A 21010-nucleotide genomic window follows, 5' to 3' on the forward strand; every position below is an offset into this window, starting at 1 on the left:
CCTGGGTTTGTGCGTTTGGGAATGTTGGTGTGGGCAGCCGTCTGTGGGCGCAGGCGTGGGTTCCCCCGGTATTGACGTTAGGTGCTTGGGGTGGGGGCTGTCAGGGGCGGCCAGTGGGGCTGTGGACAACTCGGCACTGGGGGGTTGAAGCGGATGACACAGCTGGGGGTGTTCGACCACCGGGAGGCGGGGCTCCAAGCACCCCCGCGGGGTTGAGGGAGCTGCACGACCGCGCGTCCACCCCCCCGCGATGAGGGGGTGAACGCGCGGGCCACGGCGATGGTGGGGGGAGTGTGAGCCGCTCGCGCGGTTCTGCTCGGGTCACCGTCCGATCGTGTCGGTGGCCCAGTCGATGTGCTTCGCTGTTTCGGTGAAGACCCACGGGCCCACGCAGGCGACGTTCTCGTCGTAGTCACCGTCCCGGCTGACCAGGCCGACCAGCTCCCAGCCGTCCTCGGTGCCACGGATCATGGGGCTGCCCGAGTCGGTTGAGCAGACCTGCGCCTCCCCGGTGGGGTGCTCGGAGCACAGGTCGTCGTGGAGCTCCGCGCAGCGTTCGTCCGCGACGATCTCGGTGTCGAGCTCCTGGAGGATCTCCGGCTTGGGCTCCTGGCCGAGCTCGTCGACCACGCCCCAGCCGAGGGCGCGTACCTCGGTGCCCGGCTCCGGACGGTCCTGTGCGACGGGTACGGGGGTCTGCTCGACCGGGGAGTCCAGCTTCAGGAGCGAGATGTCGTCGCGCACCAGAAGGAAGGAGTGGGGGTAGTCGGGGTCGTCGCTGACGTCCTCCGCCTCGTAGTCCGGGTGCTGGACCACGTCGACGACCTGGCGTTCGCTGCCACCCTCGTCACGGTTGTCGCTGCCCACCCGCACCGAGATGCTCTCCGTCGCGAGCAGGTCGAAGTCGGAGCAGTGGGCGGCGGTGAGCACCCACTGTTCGTCGATCAGCGAACCCCCGCAGTAGTGCAGGCCCCGGTCGTCGAACAGGGCCGTCACGAACGGGTAGTCCTCACTGGCGTCGACCCCGCCGATGATGGCGGAGGCGGGTGCCGCCGAGACGAGGAGTGCCGCGGATCCCACCGCCGCGACCAGTGTCGCTCTGTTCATGCCTGTCCCTTCGGTTGTGATCTGTTCACGAACCTAGAGGGGCGTCCCCCGTCGGCACATCAACCGCGAGGGCGAACCGGCGACGACGAAAGTCGGGCCCCGACGGGGTTCTGGTGGGCACGAACGGAGGTGAAGCGCCCGGCTGGGGGGCGGCCGGGCGCTTCGGTCCTAGAAGCCGTAGTTGTACATCGAGCCGCCCGGGTAGACGTTGCCCACGCCGTTGCGGTAGGCGTAGCCGCCGTAGTTGGCGCCCTCGACGAAGGTCCAGCCGCCGAGGGTCCGGCCGTTCAGCGCCACGTACCAACCGGCGGCGTTCGGGTCGGTGTAGCCCCGCAGCGCGAAGTGGATGTGGGCGCCGGTGGTCGAGCCGCCCGCGCAGAGGCTGTTGCCCTGGGTGCCCAGGTAGTGGCCGGTGCCGACGTTGTTACCGGGCAGCCACTGGTAGTCCTCCAGGTGGTAGTAGTCCGTGGAGTACCCGTTGTCGTGGATGACCCGGGTCCAGCCGGTGCACAGGGAGTAGGCGTAGCCACCCCTGGCGGCTCGGGCCTGGCCGTTGCCTCCGGCGAAGTCCACGGAGCTGTACGGCGGACCACCGCTGAACCCGTGCGGGCCGCCGGTCATGATCATGGAGGTGCCGATCGAGAACGGCAGGCCCACTCCCGTGTAGGCCATGGGGGAGAGCTGGTCGGGGTCCGTTGAGGCCGCGACGGTCTCGCGCTGTTCCGTGTCCATCAGTTCGGATTCGGCGAGGATCCGGGAGAACTCGTCGGTGCCCTCCAGTCCGATCTCCCAGGTGCCGTCGAGTTCGGCGGCGAACAACCAGGCGTAGGGGTCCTCACCCTCGATCTCGGGGGCGGTCACGATGGCGACGCCGAAGGCGGCCTCGTCGGTGGCCTCCCGGATGTCGACCCGCACGTCGCGGTCCTGGGCGGCGAGGGTGGACAGCTCGGTGGAGCGTTCCGCCAGGACGTCCTCGATGACCGAGTCGGCCAGTGAGGGAGCGGTGGTGGGGAGGTCGTCGGCCACCTCGGATTCGAGGAGGATCTCGACGTTGTCAGCGGTGCTCAGGGGCTCCGTCTGCGCGGACCCCGCTTGTGCGGACGCGGGGGTCATACCCGTGACCACGAGTGCGACGGAGGCGGTCAGTACGAGGGGGAGTCGGGGGGTTGGCAGTGTCAACGCTTCTCCTGGGGGAGTCGTGCGAACGGGGAGTGACACCACAGGCTCTGAACGTGGCTACCGCAGAGTAACCAGGCCCCCAGGAGCGGACAAGGGGTGTAACCGGAAACTTCCTCCGGCGACACCCCCGAATTGGTTGGTTAGTTACCGTTCCAGTGCCAGCAGGAACTCCTTGCGCTCCAGGCCACCCGCGTAGCCGGTCAGGCTTCCGTTGGCACCGATGACCCGGTGGCAGGGGACGATGACACTGATCGGGTTGCGCCCGTTGGCCATGCCCACGGCGCGGGACGCGGTGGGTCGGCCCAGTTCCTGGGCGAGCTGACCGTAGCTGGAGGTCGCTCCGTACGGAATGGTGGTCAGTGCCTGCCACACCTGGAGCTGCCAGGGCGTACCGGCGGGAGCGAGGGGCAGGTCGAACTGCCGCAGCCGCCCGTCGAAGTACGCGGCCAGCTGCTTCCTGACCTCGGTGAACGGGGCCTCGTCCCGGACCCAGTCGGAGGGGACGGCCCGTCGGGTCCCGTCCCTGGGCGGTGTCAACAGCCCGCCCAGGGCCTCGCCGTCGCCGTACAGCGTCAGTTCGCCCAGGGGTGAGTCCATCGTGGTGTGGCGGGTCGGGCCGGGGAGGGGAGCCCGGAACGTCACCGCGGCCTCGCGCGCCGGGGCGACCGGCTCAAGATCCATCGGGAGTGCTTCTTGGGTGTTCATCCTGATCCTTCTTCCTCGGGTAGTCCCAGCGACGCCCACAGGAGGTGGGTCGCGTACGAACGCCACGGGCTCCATGCCTTCGTCGGGGCCGGACCCGTTCGTTCCAGGGCCTGCCGCACCCCGAGGTCCGTCTCCAGGAACACGTCCGGGTCGCCCAGCCCGCGCATCCGCACGTAGCCGGCGGTCCACGGGCCGATCCCGGGCAGCTCCAACAGCCTGTGCTCCGCCTCGTCCCGGTCGCAGCCCGGGCCCAGGTCCACGCGGCCCGAGGCGATCGCCCCCGCCACGTGGGTGAGGGCCCGTCCCCGGGACACGGGGATGGACATCCCCGCCGGGTCGGCGTCGGTGAGGGCCTCCGGGGAGGCGAACGTGTGGGTGAGGCCGGGGAACAGGCCGTCGAGCCCGGTACCCAGCGGCTCCCCGTACCGGGACACCAACCGTCCTGCCAGGGTACGCGCGGCCCTGACCGAGACCTGCTGGCCCAGGACCGCGCGGACCGCCAGTTCCGCGGGGTCCACGTGGCCCGGGGCGCGTACCCCGGGGCGTCGGCGCAGGACCGGGCCGAGCACGGGGTCCGGCCCCAGGACCTCCGCGACCGCGTCGGGGTCCGCGTCCAGGTCCAGGAGGCTTCGGCAGCGGCGCACGGCGCTGGTCAGGTCGCTCGGGTCGGTCAGCCACAGGCGGCACAGGACGTGGTCGGAGCCCGCGGAGAGCGCGACCACTCCGGGGCCGTGGGGCAGGCGGAGTGTGCGCCGGTACGTGTCGTCGGAGTACTCCTCCACACCCGGGACCGCGCGGTCACCGAGGAAGGTGAGCATCCCGGCCAGGTCGATGGCGCCCCGGTAGGGGAGCCGCAGCACGATGCCGCTGGTGGGCGGTGTGGTCGCCCTGCGGCGGGCCGCTCGCATCTCGGAGGGGGAGCGGTCGAAGACCGCCCGCATGGTCTCGTTGAACTGCCGCACGCTCGCGAACCCGGAGGCGAAGGCGACGTCGGCCATCGGCATGTCCGTGGTCTCCACCAGGACGCGCGCCGTGTGGGTGCGCTCGGCTCGGGCGAGGGCCAGGGGCCCCGCGCCGACCTCGGCGCTGAGCAGCCGGTTGAGCTGGCGTTCGCTGTAGCCGAGGTCCTCCGCGAGGGCGCCCACGCCGCCCCGGTCGACGGCACCGTCGTGGATCAGCCGGATCGCCCGTCCCACCACGTCGGCGCGCACGTTCCACTCGGGGGAGCCGGGCACGGTGTCCGGTCGGCACCGTTTGCAGGCGCGGAACCCGGACTCCTGTGCGGCGGCGGCCGTCCGGTAGAAGCGGACGTTCTCCCGGCGCGGGGTCACCGCGGGGCAGCTCGGTCGGCAGTAGATGCCGGTGGTGCGCACGGCGGTGTAGAAGACCCCGTCGAAACGGGAGTCCCTGCTCCGTACCGCCCTGTAGCGCTGTTCGTCGTCCATCACAACCACCATGCTCGCCGAGTCCGGAGACGGATGCTGGCGGTTTTCGGACACCCAGGTGGGGTCAGTCCTCGCCGTTGAGGTAGTCGATGTAGACGGGGCGCAGCGCCTCGTGGACCTTGGGGTCGTGCTCCGCTGAGAACGCCTCGTAGAGGAGCCCCGACACCTGGGCGACGCTGGCCTCGCTGGCGTCCCGGTTGCCCGCGGCGGCCTCGGCGGCGGGGAGCAGCCGCAGCAGACGCCAGAGGAAGGCCACGTCCCAGCGCTTCCGCGCCAGTTCCAGGGCGCGTTCCCGCAGGTCCTCGGTACTGGTCTGTTCGTATCCGTCGTCCATGGTCGGACGATACCCGCCCCCGTGCCCCGCACCCGCGAGTGACCTGGGTTACTCTTCACACGAGTTCATCATCTCCCCCACGGGAGCGCCCTCACGAGGGGCGTCCCGAGGGGAACGTAGTGAGGGGTACGCCATGGCCGAGGCCGCCGCGCGCGTCGTCGTCGCGAAGCCGGGACTGGACGGGCACGACCGGGGGGTCAAGATCGTCGCCCGGGTCCTGCGGGACGCCGGAGTGGAGGTCATCTACACCGGGCTGCGCCAGACCCCGGAGATGATCGTGGCCGCCGCGCTCCAGGAGGACGCGGACGCCATCGGGCTGTCGGTGCTCTCGGGTGCCCACATGACGATGTTCGGCCGGGTGATGGAACTGCTGCGGGAGAACGACGCCACCGACATCCGGGTGTTCGGCGGGGGCATCATCCCCGACTCCGACATCGCTGAGCTGGAGGCGATGGGGGTCGCCCGGATCTTCACACCGGGTGCGCCGACGGCGGAGATCGCGGACTGGGTGCGCGAGAACATCCGGCCCGCGCACGCGGCCTGACGGCCGGTGACCTTCGTCGCACTTCGGTGGAAGTCCGATGCGGGGCGGATCGGCCCGGGATCGGTGTTATCAGCCGTGTCTCTGGTCACATATGTTCCCATGTGGGAGGCCCCGTAGTGCCGCGTGAGCGGCATTTGTGCGTCAGGCCATGGGGTCAACGCGACCCTGGTGTCCGGCGGCCAGACGAGGGGCGACTAAGCTTTGCGCATGTCGCGGGTGGCAACGCCGCGGCGATCTCGATCTCTGTAGGCGGCTCACCCCCAACGAGGGGTTTGCGTCGTGTGACACCCCTTCAGTGCGTCACCGCCGATCCGGACACGCCACCCCGGTACACACTTGAGCCAGCGAGTTACAAGGACGGACCCTCGTGGACCTGTTCGAATACCAGGCGAAGCAACTCTTCGCAGAGTACGGGGTTCCCGTACCCCAGGGGAAGGTGGCGAGCACGGTCGCTGAGGCGCGTGCCATCGCCGATGAGTTCGCCGCCGCGGGCAAGCCCCGCGTCGTCGTGAAGGCCCAGGTCAAGACGGGCGGCCGCGGGAAGGCCGGCGGCGTCAAGGTGGCCGAGGGCCCCGAGGACGCCGAGGCCAAGGCCGAGCAGATCCTCGGCATGGACATCAAGGGCCACACGGTCCACCGTGTCCTGGTCGAGGAGGCGAGTGACATCGCCGAGGAGTACTACTTCTCCTTCCTGCTCGACCGCGCCAACCGCAACTTCCTCTCCATCTGCTCCAAAGAGGGCGGCATGGAAATCGAGGAGGTCGCGGAGACCAACCCGGACGCCGTCGCCAAGATCTCGATCGACGCCCTGAAGGGCGCCCCGGCCGATGTGGCCGCGGAGATCGTCAAGGCCGGAAACCTGCCCGAGGCCGCGGCCGCGGGCGCCACGGAGATCGTCTCCAAGCTGTGGGACGCCTTCGTGGGCAAGGACGCCACCCTCGCGGAGGTGAACCCGCTCATCCTGACCAAGGACGGTCGGGTCGTCGCCCTCGACGGCAAGGTGACCCTGGACGAGAACGCCGAGTTCCGCCAGGACCTGGAGAGCCTGACCTTCGCCGAGGAGGGTGACCCGCTCGAGGTCGCCGCCAAGGCCAAGGGGCTCAACTACGTCAAGCTCGACGGCGAGGTCGGCATCATCGGTAACGGTGCCGGTCTGGTCATGTCGACCCTGGACGTGGTCGCCTACGCCGGTGAGAACCACGGCGGCGTCAAGCCCGCCAACTTCCTCGACATCGGTGGCGGCGCCTCCGCCGAGGTGATGGCGAACGGCCTGGAGATCATCCTGGGCGACCCCGCTGTCAAGAGCGTGTTCGTCAACGTCTTCGGTGGCATCACCGCCTGCGACGCCGTGGCCAACGGCATCGTGCAGGCTCTGGAGCTCCTGGAGCAGCGCGGCGACGACGTCAGCAAGCCGCTGGTCGTCCGCCTGGACGGCAACAACGCCGAACTGGGTCGCCAGATCCTCGACGAGCGCGCCCACCCGGCCGTTCGTCGGGTCGACACGATGGACGGCGCCGCCGCTCAGGCCGCCGAGCTCGCGGCGAAGTAGGGGACAACACACCATGGCTATCTTCCTCAACAAGGACAGCAAGGTGCTCGTCCAGGGCATGACCGGCTCTGAGGGCACCAAGCACACCCGCCGTATGCTCGCGTCCGGCACCAACATCGTTGGTGGCGTGAACCCGCGCAAGGCCGGGCAGAGCGTCGACTTCGACGGCACCGAGGTGCCCGTCTTCGGCTCCGTCGCGGACGGCATGGCCGCCACCGGCGCCGACGTCACCGTGATCTTCGTTCCGCCGAAGTTCTCCAAGGACGCCGTCGTCGAGGCGATCGACGCCGAGATCGGTCTGGCCGTCGTGATCACCGAGGGCATCCCGGTCCACGACACCGCCGCCTTCTGGGCCTACGCCGGTTCCAAGGGCAACAAGACCCGCATCGTCGGCCCGAACTGCCCCGGTCTCATCACCCCGGGCCAGTCCAACGCCGGCATCATCCCGGCCGACATCGCGAAGCCGGGCCGCATCGGCCTGGTCTCGAAGTCGGGCACGCTCACCTACCAGATGATGTACGAGCTGCGCGACATCGGCTTCTCGTCCGCCGTCGGCATCGGTGGCGACCCGATCATCGGCACCACGCACATCGACGCCCTGGCGGCCTTCGAGGCCGACCCGGACACCGACGTGATCGTGATGATCGGTGAGATCGGCGGCGACGCCGAGGAGCGCGCGGCCGACTTCATCAAGGCCAACGTGACCAAGCCGGTCGTCGGCTACGTCGCGGGCTTCACCGCCCCGGAGGGCAAGACCATGGGCCACGCCGGCGCCATCGTCTCCGGCTCCTCCGGTACGGCCGCCGCCAAGAAGGAGGCCCTCGAGGCCGTTGGCGTCAAGGTCGGCAAGACCCCGAGCGAGACCGCTCAGCTGGTGCGCGACCTCTTCTAGGAGGACGCGCCCCGCGGGCGCTCGTTCAGCACGGCTCCGCCCCGCCACCGGTGACCTCCGGTCGGTGGGGCGGAGCCGTGTCGTGTGTGGGGCCTCAGCCGCCGAGCTCGCGTCGTCGGCGCTGGGCGACGAGCTGCCCGACGAGGGGGCCGATCACCATGAGGCAGAAGAACCCGAGGAAGACCGTGATGGCGTAGACGTTGCCGCTGACGAACGAGGGCGTGCCCCACACCAGGAGGAGGAAGCCTCCCCAGCCCAGGAGACCACCGACGTTCACCCCCTTGTCCTTCTCGGAGACCTCGTCCGTGGTCTCGTCGGGGACGGCGGGGGAGGTGGGGGCGGCCGGTTCGGGTACGGCGACGGCGCTGGGGGCCAGCCGGGTCGGCAGGTCGTCGAAGAGCGGGACGAGGTCGGCGCTGTTGACGGCCCGGAGGGCGGCGTCCGAGCGCTGGTCGTGCTCCTCGGTGTCCAGGCGGCCCTCCTCGAACGCCGTGCGCAGCTTCCCGAGGGCCTCGTCGCGTTCGGTGTCGGAGAGCCGGTAGCTGCGGCCGGGTTCGAGCTCTGCCATGGGGGCGTCCTTCGTGCGGGGGGCGGGCTGTCATCTTACGACGTATCGCGTTTGCGGGGCGTTCCGCCGAGGTGACGCGGGCACGACACGCGCCGCCCGGATACCACGGAGCATTCCGGTCCCTGGCAGCATAAGTCGGGTGAGTACGCCAGGATCTCCCCCCGACCGAGGCCGACAGTCGAAGCGGTCCACGAGCACCAGCGACGGGGCCTCCGAGGGTGTGCCCGCGTCACCGCACGAGACGGTGGGTCGACCGATCTACGCGACCGGCGGGATCGCCGCCGCGTCGGCGGCGGGTATCGGCCTGGCCGTGATCGTCACGCTCACCATGGCCGGGTGGGTGGCGGCGCCGCACGACACCTTCGGTGAGGACATCGCGGACCTCCTGCGGGGCGCCGTCCTGTCCTGGTTGGTGGGCCACCACGTCTCCTTCTCCGTCGCGGAGGGGCAGATCAGCCTGTTGCCCATGGGCCTGGTCCTGCTTCCGGGGCTGCTGCTGTACCGGTTCGGCCGCTGGCTGGCGCGCGGCTGCGTGATCGAGCGGCTCCGGCACGTGCACCGGGCCGCGCTGGCCATCGCCGGTCCCTACGCGGCGATCGCGGGCACGCTCGCGCTCCTGGCCCGCACCGACGAGGCGGTGCCGAGCATGCCGCGCGCGCTGCTCATGGGGTTCGTGATCGCCTTCATCGCGGGTGGGCTGGGCGTGCTGCGCCAGCTCATGCGGGACAAGGGAGTGGCCGCGCGGGACCTGCTGGACCTCATGCCCGCACGGTCGCGTTCGCTGCTGGTGGGCATGCTCGCGTCCACGGGGACACTGCTGGTCGGGGGGCTGGTGCTGTTCCTGGTGGCGCTGGGGCTGAACCTGCCGGAGGCGGTCGAGATCACGCGGTCGCTGGCTCCGGGGGTGGTCGGCGGGACGCTCCTGCTGATCGTGCAGCTCGCCTACCTGCCCAACGCGGTGGTGTTCGCGGTCTGTTACGCGCTCGGCCCGGGTTTCGCGATGGGGGTGTCGACGGTGGTCGCGCCGACGGAGGTGTCGGTGGGCGCGCTTCCCGCGCTGCCGATGCTGGCGGCGCTGCCCTCCAACGGCGCCGCCCCGGTGCTGTCCCTCGGCGCCCTGGTGGTGCCGTTCGTGGCGGGGGCGATCGGCGGGGTGCTGACCCAGCGCAGCGCTCCGGACGTGGTCAGCGAGGCGGCGCCCCTGTGGGGGTTCGTGTGCGGTGTGACGACGGGGCTGCTGTTCGCGGCCCTGGCCGGGGTCGCGGGTGGCTCCCTGGGGGCGCAGCGGCTCAGTGAGGTGGGGCCCTCGGCCTGGCAGGTGGGTGTGGTGGCCGCCCTCGAAGTGGGGGTGGCGGCCGCCGTGGCGGCGTGGATCGCCAACTGGTGGTACACGCGCAAGCAGTCCCGGCTGGTCGCCGCCGAGCGGGTGGCCGCCCCGGAGCCGCGCCCCGAACCCGCCGTGCCCGTGGTGGAGCTGCCCGAGGACGTTCCGGTCGGCAAGGGGCTGGCCACCGTCACGGCGCTGCGTCCCCGCGAGGAGGAGAAGGTGGTGGAGGAGGCGCCGGAGCCGACCGTCGCCGAGCGCCGCGCCGCGCTGCGGCGGGTGCGTCAGGCCCGCAGGCGCGACCGCGTCGTGGAGCGTCAGGCGCGCAGGGAGGCCCGCCGGGAGCTGCGGGCGCAGCGCCGGGCGGACCGGCGGGCCGAGGGCGGTTGGTGGCGCCGTGGCCGGGGGGACGAGGAGGCGGAGGAGGAGATGTACGGCATCACCTACGAGGCCGCCCCCGACGAGCCGGAACGTCGCGACTGAGGTCGGGAGACGACGGAGGGCACGGCCACCGGCCGTGCCCTCCGTCGTCGTCAGGAGTCCCGCGGGCGGGTCAGTCGCCCTGGGGGACGACCCTGCGCTTCTCGGGCTCGAAGATGGCGTTGACCAGGTCGGTGCACCACTTGAGGAGTTCGAGGTCGCGCAGCGGCTTGCCGCCGAGCCCGCCCGCCTTGGGGACCGGCACCAGGAGGGTCTTGGTGGACTCCTTCTGGATGGACCTCGGGTACATCCGGCGCAGCCGCAGCTCCTGGGACTCGCGCAGCTCCACCGGGGAGAACCGGATCTGGTTGCCCTGCATGACGACGTCGGCCAGTCCGGCGGACTTGGCCAGCACCCGGAACCGGGCCACCGCCATGAGGTTGTCCACCTGCTGCGGCGGGGTGCCGTAGCGGTCGGTGAGCTCCTCGTAGGCGGCGAGGACGTCCTCCTCGCTGGTGACGCTGGCGATCCGCTTGTACGACTGGAGGCGCAGGCGCTCGCCCGGGACGTAGTCGTGCGGGATGTGCGCGTTGATCGGCAGCTCCACCTTGGTCTCGACCTCGGCCACGGCCTCCGGGTCGCCCTTGAGCTCGGCCACGGCCTCACCGACCATGCGCACGTAGAGGTCGAAGCCCACGCCCGCGATGGTCCCCGACTGCTCGGCGCCCAGGATGTTGCCCGCGCCCCGGATCTCCAGGTCCTTCATGGCCACGTACATGCCCGCCCCGGTCTCGGTGTGCTGGGCGACGGTGGCGAGCCGTTCGTAGGCGGTCTCGGTGAGCGGGCGCTCCGGCGGGTACAGGAAGTACGCGTAGGCGCGCTCGCGGCCACGCCCCACCCGGCCGCGCAGCTGGTGCAGCTGGGACAGGCCGTAGGTGTCGGCGCGGTCGATGATCAGCGTGTTGGCGTTGGGCACGTCCAGGCCGGACTCGACGATGGTCGTGGAGACCAGCACGTCGAAGTTCTTCTCCCAGAAGTCGACCATGACCTTCTCGAGCTGCTGCTCGTTCATCTGGCCGTGCGCGTAGGCGACCCGGGCCTCGGGGACCAGTCGCTTGATGGAGGCCGCCACCTTGTCGATGGAGGCCACCCGGTTGTGCACGAAGAACACCTGTCCCTCGCGCATCAGCTCGCGGCGGATGGCCGCGGTGATCTGCTTGTCCTCGTAGGGCCCCACGAAGGTGAGCACCGGGTGGCGCTCCTCGGGCGGGGTGAGGATCGTGGTCATCTCACGGATGCCGGTCAGACCCATCTCCAGGGTGCGCGGGATGGGCGTGGCCGACATCGCCAGCACGTCCACCTGGGTGCGCAGCCGCTTCAGGGCCTCCTTGTGCTCCACGCCGAAGCGCTGTTCCTCGTCGATGATGACCAGGCCCAGGTCCTTGAACCGGGTCTCCTGCGACAGCAGGCGGTGGGTGCCGATCACCACGTCGACCTCGCCGGAGCGCAGGCCCTCGCGGGTCACCTCGACCTCCCCGTCGGTCTGGAACCGCGACATCGGCCTGACCGTGACGGGGAAGGACGCGTAGCGCTCGGTGAAGGTGGACAGGTGCTGCTGGACCAGCAGGGTGGTGGGCACCAGCAGTGCCACCTGCTTGCCGTCCTGGACCGCCTTGAACGCGGCGCGCACCGCCACCTCGGTCTTGCCGTAACCCACGTCGCCGCAGATCAGACGGTCCATCGGGACCGACTTGGACATGTCCTTCTTGACCTCGTCGATGGCGGCGAGCTGGTCGGGCGTCTCCACGTAGGGGAAGGCGTCCTCCAGTTCGTTCTGCCACGGGGTGTCCGCGCCGAAGGCGTGGCCGGGGGAGGCCTGCCGGGCCGAGTACAGGCGGATGAGGTCGCCGGCGATCTCACGGACCACCTTGCGGGCGCGGCTCTTTGCCTTGCTCCACTCGGCGCCGCCCATCTTGGACAGCGTGGGCGCCTCGCCGCCCACGTACCGGGTGACCTCGCCGAGCTGCTCGGTGGGCACGAACAGGCGGTCGCCGGGCTGGCCGCGCTTGGAGGGCGCGTACTCGATGAGCAGGTACTCGCGGGTGGCGCCCTGGATCTGGCGGCTGACCATCTCCAGGTAGCGGCCCACGCCGTGCTGTTCGTGCACGACGTAGTCGCCGGGCTTGAGCTGGAGGGGGTCGACCGTTCCCTTGCGGCGGCTGGGCATGCGCCGCATGTCGCGGGTGGAGGACTTCTGTCCCACCAGGTCGGTCTCGGTGAGGACCACCGTGTGCACCGACCGCAGCAGGAAGCCGTGGTCGACCAGTCCGGTGGTGACGGTGGCGATCGCCTCCTTGGGCGGCTCGACCAGGTCGGCGGAGAGCGTGGCGCCCAGCCCGGCGTCCCTGAGCATGGCCACCAGGCGTTCGGCGGGCCCGTGCCCCTGGGTGACCAGCACGACGCTCCAGTTGTCGTGCAGCCAGCTCTTGACGTCGGCGAGGGCGCGCTCGGTGTCGCCCCGGTAGGAGTCGGCGGGCACGGCACCCACCACGACCGCGTCGTCCTCCTCGCCCGCGTCCTCACCGGCGCTGAAGGGGGTCAGCCCCCACCAGGGCAGGCCCAGGCCGGTGGCGACCGAGCGCAGCTCGGAGATGGACATGTAGGCGGACTCACCGAGGTCGATGGGGGCCTCGCCGCCTGAGGCGGCGTTGATCCATGAGGCGTCCAGGAACTCGGCGCTGGTGGCCTCCAGCTCCACGGCGCGGGTACGGATGCGCTCGGGGTCGCAGCCCAGCACCATGGCGTTCTTCGGCAGGTACTCCAGGAAGGGTTCCATGCGCTCGGCCAGCACGGGGGCGAACGCCTCCATGCCCTCGACCGAGACGCCGTCGGCGATCTTGGTGAGCACCTCGGCCAGCGAGGGGTGCTCGGCGGCCAGGGCACGGGCGCGCTCGCGCACGGTCTCGGTGAGCAGGAGCTCGCGGCAGGGCGGCGCGAACAGGCCCGAGGCGGCCCGGGAGTCGGCGCCCTCCCCGCTCTCGCCGGGGGTGATGGAGCGCTGGTCGGCCACCTGGAAGTACCGGATGTCCTCGACGGTGTCGCCCCAGAACTCCAGGCGCAGCGGGTGCTCCTCGGTGGGCGGGAAGACGTCCAGGATGCCGCCGCGCACGGCCATGTCGCCGCGCTTCTCCACCAGGTCCACGCGGGCGTAGCCGGTGTTGGTCAGGGAGCTGACCACGTCCTCCAGGGACGCCTCGTCACCGGGCCGGATCCGGACCGGTTCGAGGTCACCGAGCCCGGCCACCAGCGGTTGGAGGACGCTGCGGACGGGGGCCACCACCACGCGCAGCGGGGTGGTGAGCGGGTCGGAGGGGTCGGGGTGCGCCAGACGGCGCAGGACCGCCAGGCGCTGGCCCACGGTGTCCGAGCGCGGGGAGAGCCGCTCGTGCGGCAGGGTCTCCCAGGCGGGGAAGAGCGCGACCGAGTCCGCGGGCAGCAGTGAGCCGAGCGCGTCGGTCAGGTCGGCGGCCTCCCGCTCGGTGGCGGTGACCGCGAGCACCGGCCGGTTCGCGCCCACGGGGGGGTCGGCGGCGAGCGCCCCCACCATGAAGGGGCGCAGCGCCGCCGGGGCGACGAGGTCGAGATGGGGATCGCGGCCGCTTCGGGCGGTCTCGATCGCACTGTGCAGTGCCGGGTCCCTGGAGACGTCGGCGAGAAGTCCAATGAGGCTCATAGCACCAAAAACTGGAAGTGGTCCGGTTCAGGAGTCGGGTCCTGCCCTGACGCCGACACCCGCGTGCGGCGGGCACGGTTGCCGCCGTCCCGCGAGTCGAGTGGGGACGGTCCGGTGACGGTTGTGGGCGGCCGTGTGTGTGGATGGGCGTGGCCACCCGGCTTCCCTCAGCTTATCCAGTACCACCGTCGCGCGCGGGCCCGGTCGGGAGGTCGGCGGTTCGGTCACCGCCCGTTCCCGACCTGCCCCCGCCCATGGCGATCCGGAGAGGTCACTACGGAGTGAACCGGCTCTGAACTGCTGATATTCCGGAGTGACGGGTTCGCCGCCGGGGCAGGGGACCGGCCGGGCATACGCTGGACGCTTGTGGAGGGTTCCGCTGAACGGTCAGAGAAGAGGATGCGCGTGGTGAGTGCCCACAGACACGGGAGCGGACCGGGCGGCGACACCGGCCGACCGGGTGCCCCGGCCTTCGCACCAGGTCCGGACGGCCTCGCCCACTTGGAGCTCATCCTCAGCGGCGCCTACCCGCTGGCCGGGTTCATGACCCGCGACCAGGCGGAGTCGGTGGCGCTCCGGGGACGGCTGCCCGACGGACGCCCCTGGCCGGTTCCGGTCACCCTGGAGGTGCCCGAGGAACTGGCGGGGAGGGAGCGGCTCACCCTCACCGACCTGGAGGGCGCCCCGCTGGCCGAGCTGGTGGTGAGCGAGAGCTGGGAGTCGCTCGGTGAGCCCGGTGTGCACCACGTGGCGGGGGACGTCACCCTGCTGCGGCCGCCCACCTACGGGGTCCTCAGGGAACTGCGGTCCACCCCGGCCGAGGTCCGTGCCCAGAGCGGGCTGGAGCCCGACCGCCCCCTTCTGGCCGTGGTCACCGACCGCCCGCTGCACCACCGGGCCCTGCACCAGATCCGTGCCGAGGCCGAGGCGCTGGGACGCGCCGAGGTCCTGGTCATCGTCGACACCGGCCTGCACGACCCGGGGCTGGCCGACGCCGTGCTGGCCGCCGAACCGCTGCTGCCGCCCCGGTCGTCGTTCGCCGTGGTCACCCTGCCCCGGTCCCGGGCCCGCGCCACTGGTGCGCTCGGGGGCACCTGGACCGAACGGGACGCCGCGCTGGCGGCGCACGTCGCCGCCGCCTACGGTGCCACCCACCTGCTGGTCGAAGCGGGTGGGCGGGCTCCCGAGACCGAGCGGGTGATGGCGCTGCGTCCGCCGCTGACCGTCCTCGACCCCGAACCCTGGCGCTACGACGCGAACGAGGCGCTGTGGAAGCCCCTCACCCACGTGGACCCGCGCACCGTCCTCGCGGAGCCGACCGACGACGAGGTCGCGGCCGAGCTCGCGCACGGCCGCGAGCTGCCCGCCTGGTTCACTCCGGCCCGGGTCGGCGCCGAGCTCGCCCGACTGCGCCCCGCGCGCACCCGACGCGGCCTCACCCTGCTCTTCACCGGCCTGTCCGGCTCGGGCAAGTCCACCATCGCCCGCGGTGTGTGCGACGGCGTCCGCCGCTCCGGCCGCACCGTGAGCCTGCTCGACGGTGACGTGGTGCGGCGGGTGCTCTCCAAGGGGTTGTCCTTCTCCCGGCAGGACCGCGAGCTCAACATCCGGCGCATCGGCTACGTGGCCGCCGAGATCACCCGCCACGGCGGGGTGGCCGTCTGCGCGCCGATCGCGCCGTACGCGTCCGGGCGGGCGGAGGTCCGTGCCATGGTGGAGGAGTTCGGGGACTTCTTCCTGGTCCACGTGGCCACGCCCCTGGAGGAGTGCGAGGCCCGCGACCGCAAGGGCCTGTACGCCCAGGCCCGAGCGGGGAGCATCCCCGAGTTCACGGGGGTCTCCGACCCCTACGAGGAGCCGACCGACGCCGACCTGGTCGTCGACACCGTGGGCGCGGACCCCGCCGAGTCCGTCGCCCAGGTGCTGGACGCCCTGCGCGCGGGCGGCTGGCTCCCCTCCGACCAGCACGTGAGCGAGGACTGATGACGAGCGACACCCCGACCCCGCCGGTGCCCGGGCACCGGATGCTTCGCCTGGTCGAGGTGATGGAGACGCTGCGCCGGGAGTGCCCGTGGGACAGCACCCAGACCCACGAGTCCCTGGCCAAGTACCTGATCCAGGAGTCCTACGAGACCCTGGAGACCATCGAGGACGGTGACTACCCCCAGCTGCGCGAGGAGCTGGGGGACGTGCTGCTCCAGGTGGTCTTCCACTCCGCGATCGGCGCCGAGCGCCCCGAGGGCGACCCGGCCCGGTTCACGGTGGACGACGTGGCCGACGCCATCATCGACAAGATGACCCGCCGCCATCCGCACGTGTTCGGCGGCCAGGACGTGTCCGGCACCGACGAGGTGTGGTCGAACTGGGAGGCCATCAAGGCGGCCGAGCGCTCCGCGAAGGCGAAGGCCAGGGGCGGCACCGGTGAGACCTCGGTGCTCGACGGGGTGCCCTTCGCGCAGCCGGCCGTGCTGTTGGCCTACGAGCTCCAGAAGCGTGCCGTACGCAACGGGTTCCCCGCCGACCTGGTGGGTGACGACGGCTCCGAGGGCGGGGAGCTGTTCGCCGCCGTGGCCGCCGAGCGGGACCAGGGTCGTGACCCGGAGAGCGACCTGCGCCTGGCGGCCCGCCGCTTCGACACCCGTGTGCGCGCGGCCGAGGAGGCCGCCCGCGCCGAGGGCCACGAGCCCCGCGAGCTCACCGACGAGGAGTGGCGCGTGTACTGGTCGAAGACCCGGTAGACGGAGGAGGACGGCCCGGAGCGGTGTCCCGCCCGGGCCGGAACGCCACGGGCGGCACCGGCCCCCGCCGACCGCGTCGCGCGACCGCCTCCCCGCCCCGGCGAGCCAGCGACGACCGCGTTCGGCCGTGGAACCCCGGCCCAGCTCGCAGGAACCTCAAATCGGTCGCCTACATCTTGACGCCTGTGTGACCCGTGCAACACAGTGCTCTCACCTCGGGGTCCGGGGCTTCGGCACCCTCCGCCGCGGCCCGGGCCCCCGTACACGTGGGAGCCCCTCATGCGCCGGTTCGGCAACGCCCTCGCGGCGTTCAGCACCAGATGGGTGCCGGACGCCTTCGTCTTCGCGGTCATCCTGTCCGCCCTCGTCTTCGGGATGGCCCTGTTCCTGACCGACCGGACCCCGATCCAGCTGGTCGGGGACTGGTACGGCGGGTTCTGGGGCCTGCTGGAGTTCGGGATGCAGATGACCCTGGTCCTGGTCACCGGGTACGCCCTGGCGTCCTCGCCCCCGGCGCGGCGGGCGATCCGCCGGGTGGCGGGGCTGGCCCGGGGTCCGCTGACCGCGGTGCTGGTCACGGCGGTGGGATCGGCGCTCCTGGGCATGCTGCACTGGGGGCTGGGACTGATCGCGGGCGCGCTCCTGGCTGTGGAGGTGGCCCGATCCTGCAAGGAGCGCGGGATCAGGGTGCACTTCCCACTGGTCGTCGCGGGCGGCTACACGGGGCTGATGGTCTGGCACAGCGGCCTGTCGGGTTCGGCGCCCCTGCTGGTCAACACCCCGGGGCACTTCCTGGAGGACCAGATCGGTCTGGTCCCGCTCAGCGAGACCATCTTCCAGCCCTTCAACCTGGTCTTCCTCGCGGCCATGCTGATCGGCGCCCCGCTGCTGCTGATGAGCATGACCCCCAAGGCGGGGGAGAGCGAGGAGATCGGCGACACCACCGGCGGCGACCCCGCGCCCGGTCGGCCCGGCCGTGACGAGCTGCGCGCCCTGTCCCCGGCGCAGCGCCTCATGCACAGCCGGGTGCTGGTGTACGCGGTGGTGGCCGTGGGGCTGGTCCACCTGGTGCCCGCCCTCGTGACCAACGGCGTGGTGGGCATGGACATCAACCTGCTCAACTTCGCGTTCCTCATGGCCGGGCTCGGCCTGCACGGGACGTTGGCGGGGTACTCGGCCGCCGCCGCCGAGGGGGCGAGGAACGCCTCGGCGGTGATCATCCAGTTCCCCTTCTACGCCGGGATCATGGGGATCATGGACACCTCGGGACTGCTGGAGGTCATCACCCAGTGGTTCATCTCGTTCTCCACCCCGTTCACGTATCCCTTCTGGGCCCTGATCAGCGCGTGCCTGGTCAACCTCGCGGTGCCCTCGGGCGGCGGCCAGTGGGCGGTGCAGGGGCCGGTGGTCATCGGCGCCACCGAGTCCCTGGGCATCCGGCCCGGAGTGGGCGTGATGGCCGTGGCCATGGGCGACCAGCTCACCAACGGCATCCAGCCGTTCTGGGCACTGCCGTTGCTCGCCCTGACCAAGCTCAGGGCGGGCCGCATCCTCGGCTACTCGGCGGTCGTGATGCTCTTCGGCATCCTGGTCGCCTCGCTGTGCATCACGTTCCTGACCTGAGCCAGCGGACGCCGTCAGTCAGCGGATGCCGTCGGGCAGGTCACGCACGTTGATGACCTCCGTCGCGGGATCACCCGGCGCCAGCCCGGAGCTGAACGACTCCTGCGGACGGCGGGCGGACTCACTGATGGTCAGCAACAGGCCCACGATCAGCCAGTTGGCCATCAGCGCGGATCCGCCCGCCGACATGAACGGTGTGGTCATGCCGGTGAGCGGGATGATCAGCGTGGCGCCGCCGAGGACGATGAACACGTCGAACGCGGTGATGAACCCGTAGCCCAGGGCGGTGAGCTTGAGGAACACGTCCCGGCAGCCCAGGGAGATGCGCAGGGCCCGCTGGGCGAACAACAGCAGCAGGGTCAGCACCGCCATGAGCCCGGTCAGGCCCAGCTTCTCGCCGGTCGACACCAGGATGAGGTCGCTGTCGGCGGCGAACAGGTTCTCCGCGTTGCCGCCGTCGAACCCCGTGCCCAGCAGCCCGCCGTAGGCGAGGGCGATCATGCCCTCCACCACCTGGAAGCTGCCGCCCTCGCTGTGGTACACCTCCGGGTCGAAGGCGTTCAGCCAGATCCGCACCCGGTTCTGCACGTGCCCGAACATCAGGTACGCCACGTACGCCCCGCCGGAGAAGGCGACCAGTCCGATGAGCACCCAGGACTTGCGGGCGGTGGCCGCGTACAGCACCGCCAGGAACGTGCCGAAGAGCAGCAGCGAGGTCCCCAGGTCCTTGGTGCCCACCAGCAGCAGGATCGCCACGCCCCAGCCCACGGCCATCGGGGCCAGGTCCCGGGCGCGGGGCGCGCTGAACACCTTCACCCCGCCGACCCGGAAGGTACGGGTGACCAGGGCCATCACGTCGCGCTGGCGGCCCAGGTACGAGGCCAGGAAGATCACCAGGAGCACCTTCGCGAACTCCGAGGGCTGCATGGTGAAGGGGCCGATCATGATCCACCGCCGGGCGCCGAGCACCTCGTGGCCCAGCGGCGACAGCGGGAGCAGCAGCAGGACCAGCGCGGCCAGGGCGATCAGGTAGGTGTACATCGTGAGGCGGCGCGGCTGCCGGACGAACGCGATGGCGGCGGCGCACAGGACCATGCCGACCAGGGTCCACATCAGCTGCCGGTCGGCCTCGCTGCTGCCGGGCGCGTGGTCCCGGGTCATCTGGAGCGCCCAGATCATCGTGATCCCGATCCCACTGAGGGCGGAGGCGACCGGGAGCAGCACGGGGTCGGCGTAGGGGGCCACGAACCGCATCAGCACGTGCAGGGCGAGCGACCCGGCGCCGAGCACCAGTCCGTAGACCAGGACACGGTCCTCCACGCCGCCGGTGACCGCCAGCGACGCGTAGAGCAGGGCCGCGAAGGTCGCCCCGATCGAGGCGAGCAGCAGCGCCAGCTCGGCGCGTCTCTGTCGTGCGGGGCGCAGCGCCCCGTCCACCTGGTCGTTCGGGTTGGCCATGCTCGTCCTCTGCCGTTCACGCGGGGCCGTGGTTGTTCGGGGCGTGGTTGGGGGGACGGTGGCCCTCAGTGGGAACTATAGACAGGCGCTCGGACCAGGCAAGGGGAACGGCCACTTCCGGGCGGTTCGGTTTAGCCCGGGGGAGGGGGCGCGTCGAGGTCGATTCCTTCGGCGGCCTCGGCCACTCGTGTGTCCAGGCCGGACAGCCGGGTCAGGAGACTGCCGAACCGCAGCAGCGTGTTGCGCGCGGCGAGGCTCGGACGGGTGCGCGGGGCGAGGAACCCCAGCCCGGCGTCGGCGATGTCCTGGTTGGCGCGCACGTAGGGACGCATCCGGGTCTCGTAGGCGTCGAGGGCGGCGGCGGGGGTCGCGTGCCGGGCAAGTTCCTCGGCCAGCACGTACGCGCCGACCAGGGCCAGGGTGGTGCCCTGGCCGGACATGGGGGAGGGGCCGTATCCGGCGTCGCCGAGCAGGACCGTGCGGCCGCGTGCCCACCGTCCCATGCGGATCTGCGTGACCGAGTCGAAGTAGAAGTCGGGGCTCGCGTCGAGTTCGTCCAGCAGCCGGGGGGTCTCCCAGCCCGCTGCGGCGAGACGGCCTCGCAGATACGCCCTCTGTCGTTCCGGCGAGGCCCGGTCGATTCCGCCGTGGTCGGGGTCGCGGACGAGGAAGAGCGCCTTGGCGCCCGCGAACCGGGGGGAGGCGCTGATCCCGACGCCGAGTCCGGGCTCGTTGTACAGGCGCACCTCGCGGTCCAGGCCGAGGTGATTCGGGACCGAGGCGATGCTGATCAGGGCGCCCAGGTACCGCGCGTAGTGCTCCTCGGGGCCAAAGGCCAGCCTACGAGTGGTGGAGTGCAGGCCGTCGGCGCCCACGACGAGGTCGAACTCGCGCGGGGCGGCGTCGTGGAAGGTCGCGAGGACGCCCCCGGGGGTCTCCTCCAGGGCGGTGAGGGTGTCGTCGTACAGGTACTCGGTGTACGCGGTGGTGGAGGCGTGCAGGATGCGGGTGAGGTCACCGCGGACGATCTCCAGGGACCGGCCGTGCCCGGTGTCCATGGTGGTGCCGATGTCCGCGCGGACCCGGCCGTCCGCGCGTACGAACACGGTGCGGGAGGTCTCGGTGACACGGGAGCGGATCTCCTCGAGCAGTCCCATGCGCTCGGCGACGTCGACGGCGGCGCCTCGGACGTCGATGGCGTGGCCTCCGGTGCGGGGGGCGGGCGCCCGTTCCACGACGGTGACGCGGACGCCGTGGCGGTGGAGCCAGTGGGCGAGGGCGGGGCCGGCGATGCTGGCTCCGGAGACCAGGACGGTACGAACGGCGGTCATGGCCGTCAGAGCTCCTTCGGGTCGGGCCCTCACGCTAGGCGCCTACTTACCGTGCGTCAA

General features: G+C 71.4%; 16 protein-coding genes. 7 read left to right on the top strand and 9 right to left on the bottom strand.

The window, feature by feature from the left end; genetic code table 11:
- Positions 1-321: 321 nt before the first annotated feature.
- The 5 genes from ACRWK8_RS18750 to ACRWK8_RS18770 all read right to left on the bottom strand — a co-directional run bounded on the left by ACRWK8_RS18750 (position 322) and on the right by ACRWK8_RS18770 (position 4770).
- Positions 322-1107: a S1 family peptidase gene (locus tag ACRWK8_RS18750; protein ID WP_378745177.1), complete on the bottom strand. Its 786-nt coding sequence runs from the start codon at positions 1105-1107 to the stop codon at positions 322-324.
- 168 nt (positions 1108-1275) lie between these two features.
- Positions 1276-2286, bottom strand: coding sequence for a M23 family metallopeptidase (locus tag ACRWK8_RS18755; RefSeq protein WP_431871872.1), 1011 nt, complete (start codon positions 2284-2286; stop codon positions 1276-1278).
- 144 nt (positions 2287-2430) lie between these two features.
- The gene (locus tag ACRWK8_RS18760; RefSeq protein ID WP_431871874.1) at positions 2431-2967 is read right to left on the bottom strand and encodes a methylated-DNA--[protein]-cysteine S-methyltransferase; all 537 of its coding nucleotides are present in this window, start codon (positions 2965-2967) and stop codon (positions 2431-2433) included.
- Positions 2968-2987: 20 nt separating this feature from the next.
- Positions 2988-4436: an AlkA N-terminal domain-containing protein gene (locus ACRWK8_RS18765; RefSeq protein WP_431871876.1), complete on the bottom strand. Its 1449-nt coding sequence runs from the start codon at positions 4434-4436 to the stop codon at positions 2988-2990.
- Between the two features lie 64 nt (positions 4437-4500).
- Positions 4501-4770, bottom strand: coding sequence for a hypothetical protein (locus ACRWK8_RS18770; RefSeq protein ID WP_378745207.1), 270 nt, complete (start codon positions 4768-4770; stop codon positions 4501-4503).
- A gap of 133 nt (positions 4771-4903) precedes the next feature.
- Between ACRWK8_RS18770 and ACRWK8_RS18775 the strand changes: the two genes are divergently transcribed.
- The 3 genes from ACRWK8_RS18775 to sucD all read left to right on the top strand — a co-directional run bounded on the left by ACRWK8_RS18775 (position 4904) and on the right by sucD (position 7755).
- Positions 4904-5314, top strand: a complete 411-nt coding sequence (locus tag ACRWK8_RS18775; protein WP_378745213.1) for a cobalamin B12-binding domain-containing protein — start codon at positions 4904-4906, stop codon at positions 5312-5314.
- Between the two features lie 367 nt (positions 5315-5681).
- A complete protein-coding gene (gene sucC / locus ACRWK8_RS18780; protein ID WP_378745220.1) occupies positions 5682-6863 on the top strand; it encodes an ADP-forming succinate--CoA ligase subunit beta in 1182 nt (393 codons plus the stop codon).
- 13 nt (positions 6864-6876) lie between these two features.
- A complete protein-coding gene (sucD, locus tag ACRWK8_RS18785) occupies positions 6877-7755 on the top strand; it encodes a succinate--CoA ligase subunit alpha (protein WP_017545891.1) in 879 nt (292 codons plus the stop codon).
- A 94-nt stretch (positions 7756-7849) separates the two neighbouring features.
- On the opposite strand, the gene ACRWK8_RS18790 is transcribed toward sucD, so the two are convergent.
- On the bottom strand, positions 7850-8323 hold the full coding sequence (locus ACRWK8_RS18790; protein WP_378745229.1) for a DUF1707 SHOCT-like domain-containing protein: 474 nt from the start codon (positions 8321-8323) through the stop codon (positions 7850-7852).
- A 220-nt stretch (positions 8324-8543) separates the two neighbouring features.
- Between ACRWK8_RS18790 and ACRWK8_RS18795 the strand changes: the two genes are divergently transcribed.
- Entirely contained in the window at positions 8544-10130 is a 1587-nt protein-coding gene (locus ACRWK8_RS18795) for a cell division protein PerM (protein WP_431871938.1), read from the top strand.
- A gap of 70 nt (positions 10131-10200) precedes the next feature.
- On the opposite strand, the gene mfd is transcribed toward ACRWK8_RS18795, so the two are convergent.
- Positions 10201-13800, bottom strand: coding sequence for a transcription-repair coupling factor (gene mfd / locus ACRWK8_RS18800; RefSeq protein ID WP_431871880.1), 3600 nt, complete (start codon positions 13798-13800; stop codon positions 10201-10203).
- 405 nt (positions 13801-14205) lie between these two features.
- On the opposite strand from mfd, the gene cysC reads away from it, so the two are divergent.
- The 3 genes from cysC to ACRWK8_RS18815 all read left to right on the top strand — a co-directional run bounded on the left by cysC (position 14206) and on the right by ACRWK8_RS18815 (position 18161).
- Positions 14206-15783, top strand: coding sequence for an adenylyl-sulfate kinase (gene cysC / locus ACRWK8_RS18805; RefSeq protein WP_378745248.1), 1578 nt, complete (start codon positions 14206-14208; stop codon positions 15781-15783).
- On the top strand, positions 15783-16538 hold the full coding sequence (locus ACRWK8_RS18810; protein WP_378745253.1) for a nucleoside triphosphate pyrophosphohydrolase: 756 nt from the start codon (positions 15783-15785) through the stop codon (positions 16536-16538). Before cysC ends, ACRWK8_RS18810 begins: the two co-directional genes overlap by 1 nt.
- Positions 16539-16817: 279 nt before the next feature.
- Positions 16818-18161 carry a short-chain fatty acid transporter gene (locus ACRWK8_RS18815; RefSeq protein WP_378745257.1) on the top strand — a complete coding sequence of 448 codons (1344 nt, stop codon included), beginning with the start codon at positions 16818-16820 and terminating at the stop codon, positions 18159-18161.
- Positions 18162-18179: 18 nt separating this feature from the next.
- On the opposite strand, the gene ACRWK8_RS18820 is transcribed toward ACRWK8_RS18815, so the two are convergent.
- Positions 18180-19619 carry an FtsW/RodA/SpoVE family cell cycle protein gene (locus ACRWK8_RS18820; RefSeq protein ID WP_378745263.1) on the bottom strand — a complete coding sequence of 480 codons (1440 nt, stop codon included), beginning with the start codon at positions 19617-19619 and terminating at the stop codon, positions 18180-18182.
- 131 nt (positions 19620-19750) lie between these two features.
- Positions 19751-20950 carry an FAD-dependent monooxygenase gene (locus ACRWK8_RS18825; protein WP_378745271.1) on the bottom strand — a complete coding sequence of 400 codons (1200 nt, stop codon included), beginning with the start codon at positions 20948-20950 and terminating at the stop codon, positions 19751-19753.
- Positions 20951-21010: the final 60 nt, after the last annotated feature.

This window comes from Nocardiopsis eucommiae (genome assembly GCF_965344335.1).
GTDB lineage: Bacteria > Actinomycetota > Actinomycetes > Streptosporangiales > Streptosporangiaceae > Nocardiopsis > Nocardiopsis eucommiae.

What these genes read in the sequence shown, in the direction of transcription:
- ACRWK8_RS18750 (WP_378745177.1), bottom strand. Translation starts at nt 1,107, where the DNA reads ATGAACAGAGCGACACTGGTCGCGGCGGTGGGATCCGCGGCACTCCTC.
- ACRWK8_RS18760 (WP_431871874.1), bottom strand. Translation starts at nt 2,967, where the DNA reads ATGGATCTTGAGCCGGTCGCCCCGGCGCGCGAGGCCGCGGTGACGTTC.
- ACRWK8_RS18765 (WP_431871876.1), bottom strand. Translation starts at nt 4,436, where the DNA reads ATGGACGACGAACAGCGCTACAGGGCGGTACGGAGCAGGGACTCCCGT.
- ACRWK8_RS18770 (WP_378745207.1), bottom strand. Translation starts at nt 4,770, where the DNA reads ATGGACGACGGATACGAACAGACCAGTACCGAGGACCTGCGGGAACGC.
- ACRWK8_RS18775 (WP_378745213.1), top strand. Translation starts at nt 4,904, where the DNA reads ATGGCCGAGGCCGCCGCGCGCGTCGTCGTCGCGAAGCCGGGACTGGAC.
- sucD (WP_017545891.1), top strand. Translation starts at nt 6,877, where the DNA reads ATGGCTATCTTCCTCAACAAGGACAGCAAGGTGCTCGTCCAGGGCATG.
- ACRWK8_RS18790 (WP_378745229.1), bottom strand. Translation starts at nt 8,323, where the DNA reads ATGGCAGAGCTCGAACCCGGCCGCAGCTACCGGCTCTCCGACACCGAA.
- mfd (WP_431871880.1), bottom strand. Translation starts at nt 13,800, where the DNA reads ATGAGCCTCATTGGACTTCTCGCCGACGTCTCCAGGGACCCGGCACTG.
- ACRWK8_RS18810 (WP_378745253.1), top strand. Translation starts at nt 15,783, where the DNA reads ATGACGAGCGACACCCCGACCCCGCCGGTGCCCGGGCACCGGATGCTT.
- ACRWK8_RS18815 (WP_378745257.1), top strand. Translation starts at nt 16,818, where the DNA reads ATGCGCCGGTTCGGCAACGCCCTCGCGGCGTTCAGCACCAGATGGGTG.
- ACRWK8_RS18820 (WP_378745263.1), bottom strand. Translation starts at nt 19,619, where the DNA reads ATGGCCAACCCGAACGACCAGGTGGACGGGGCGCTGCGCCCCGCACGA.
- ACRWK8_RS18825 (WP_378745271.1), bottom strand. Translation starts at nt 20,950, where the DNA reads ATGACCGCCGTTCGTACCGTCCTGGTCTCCGGAGCCAGCATCGCCGGC.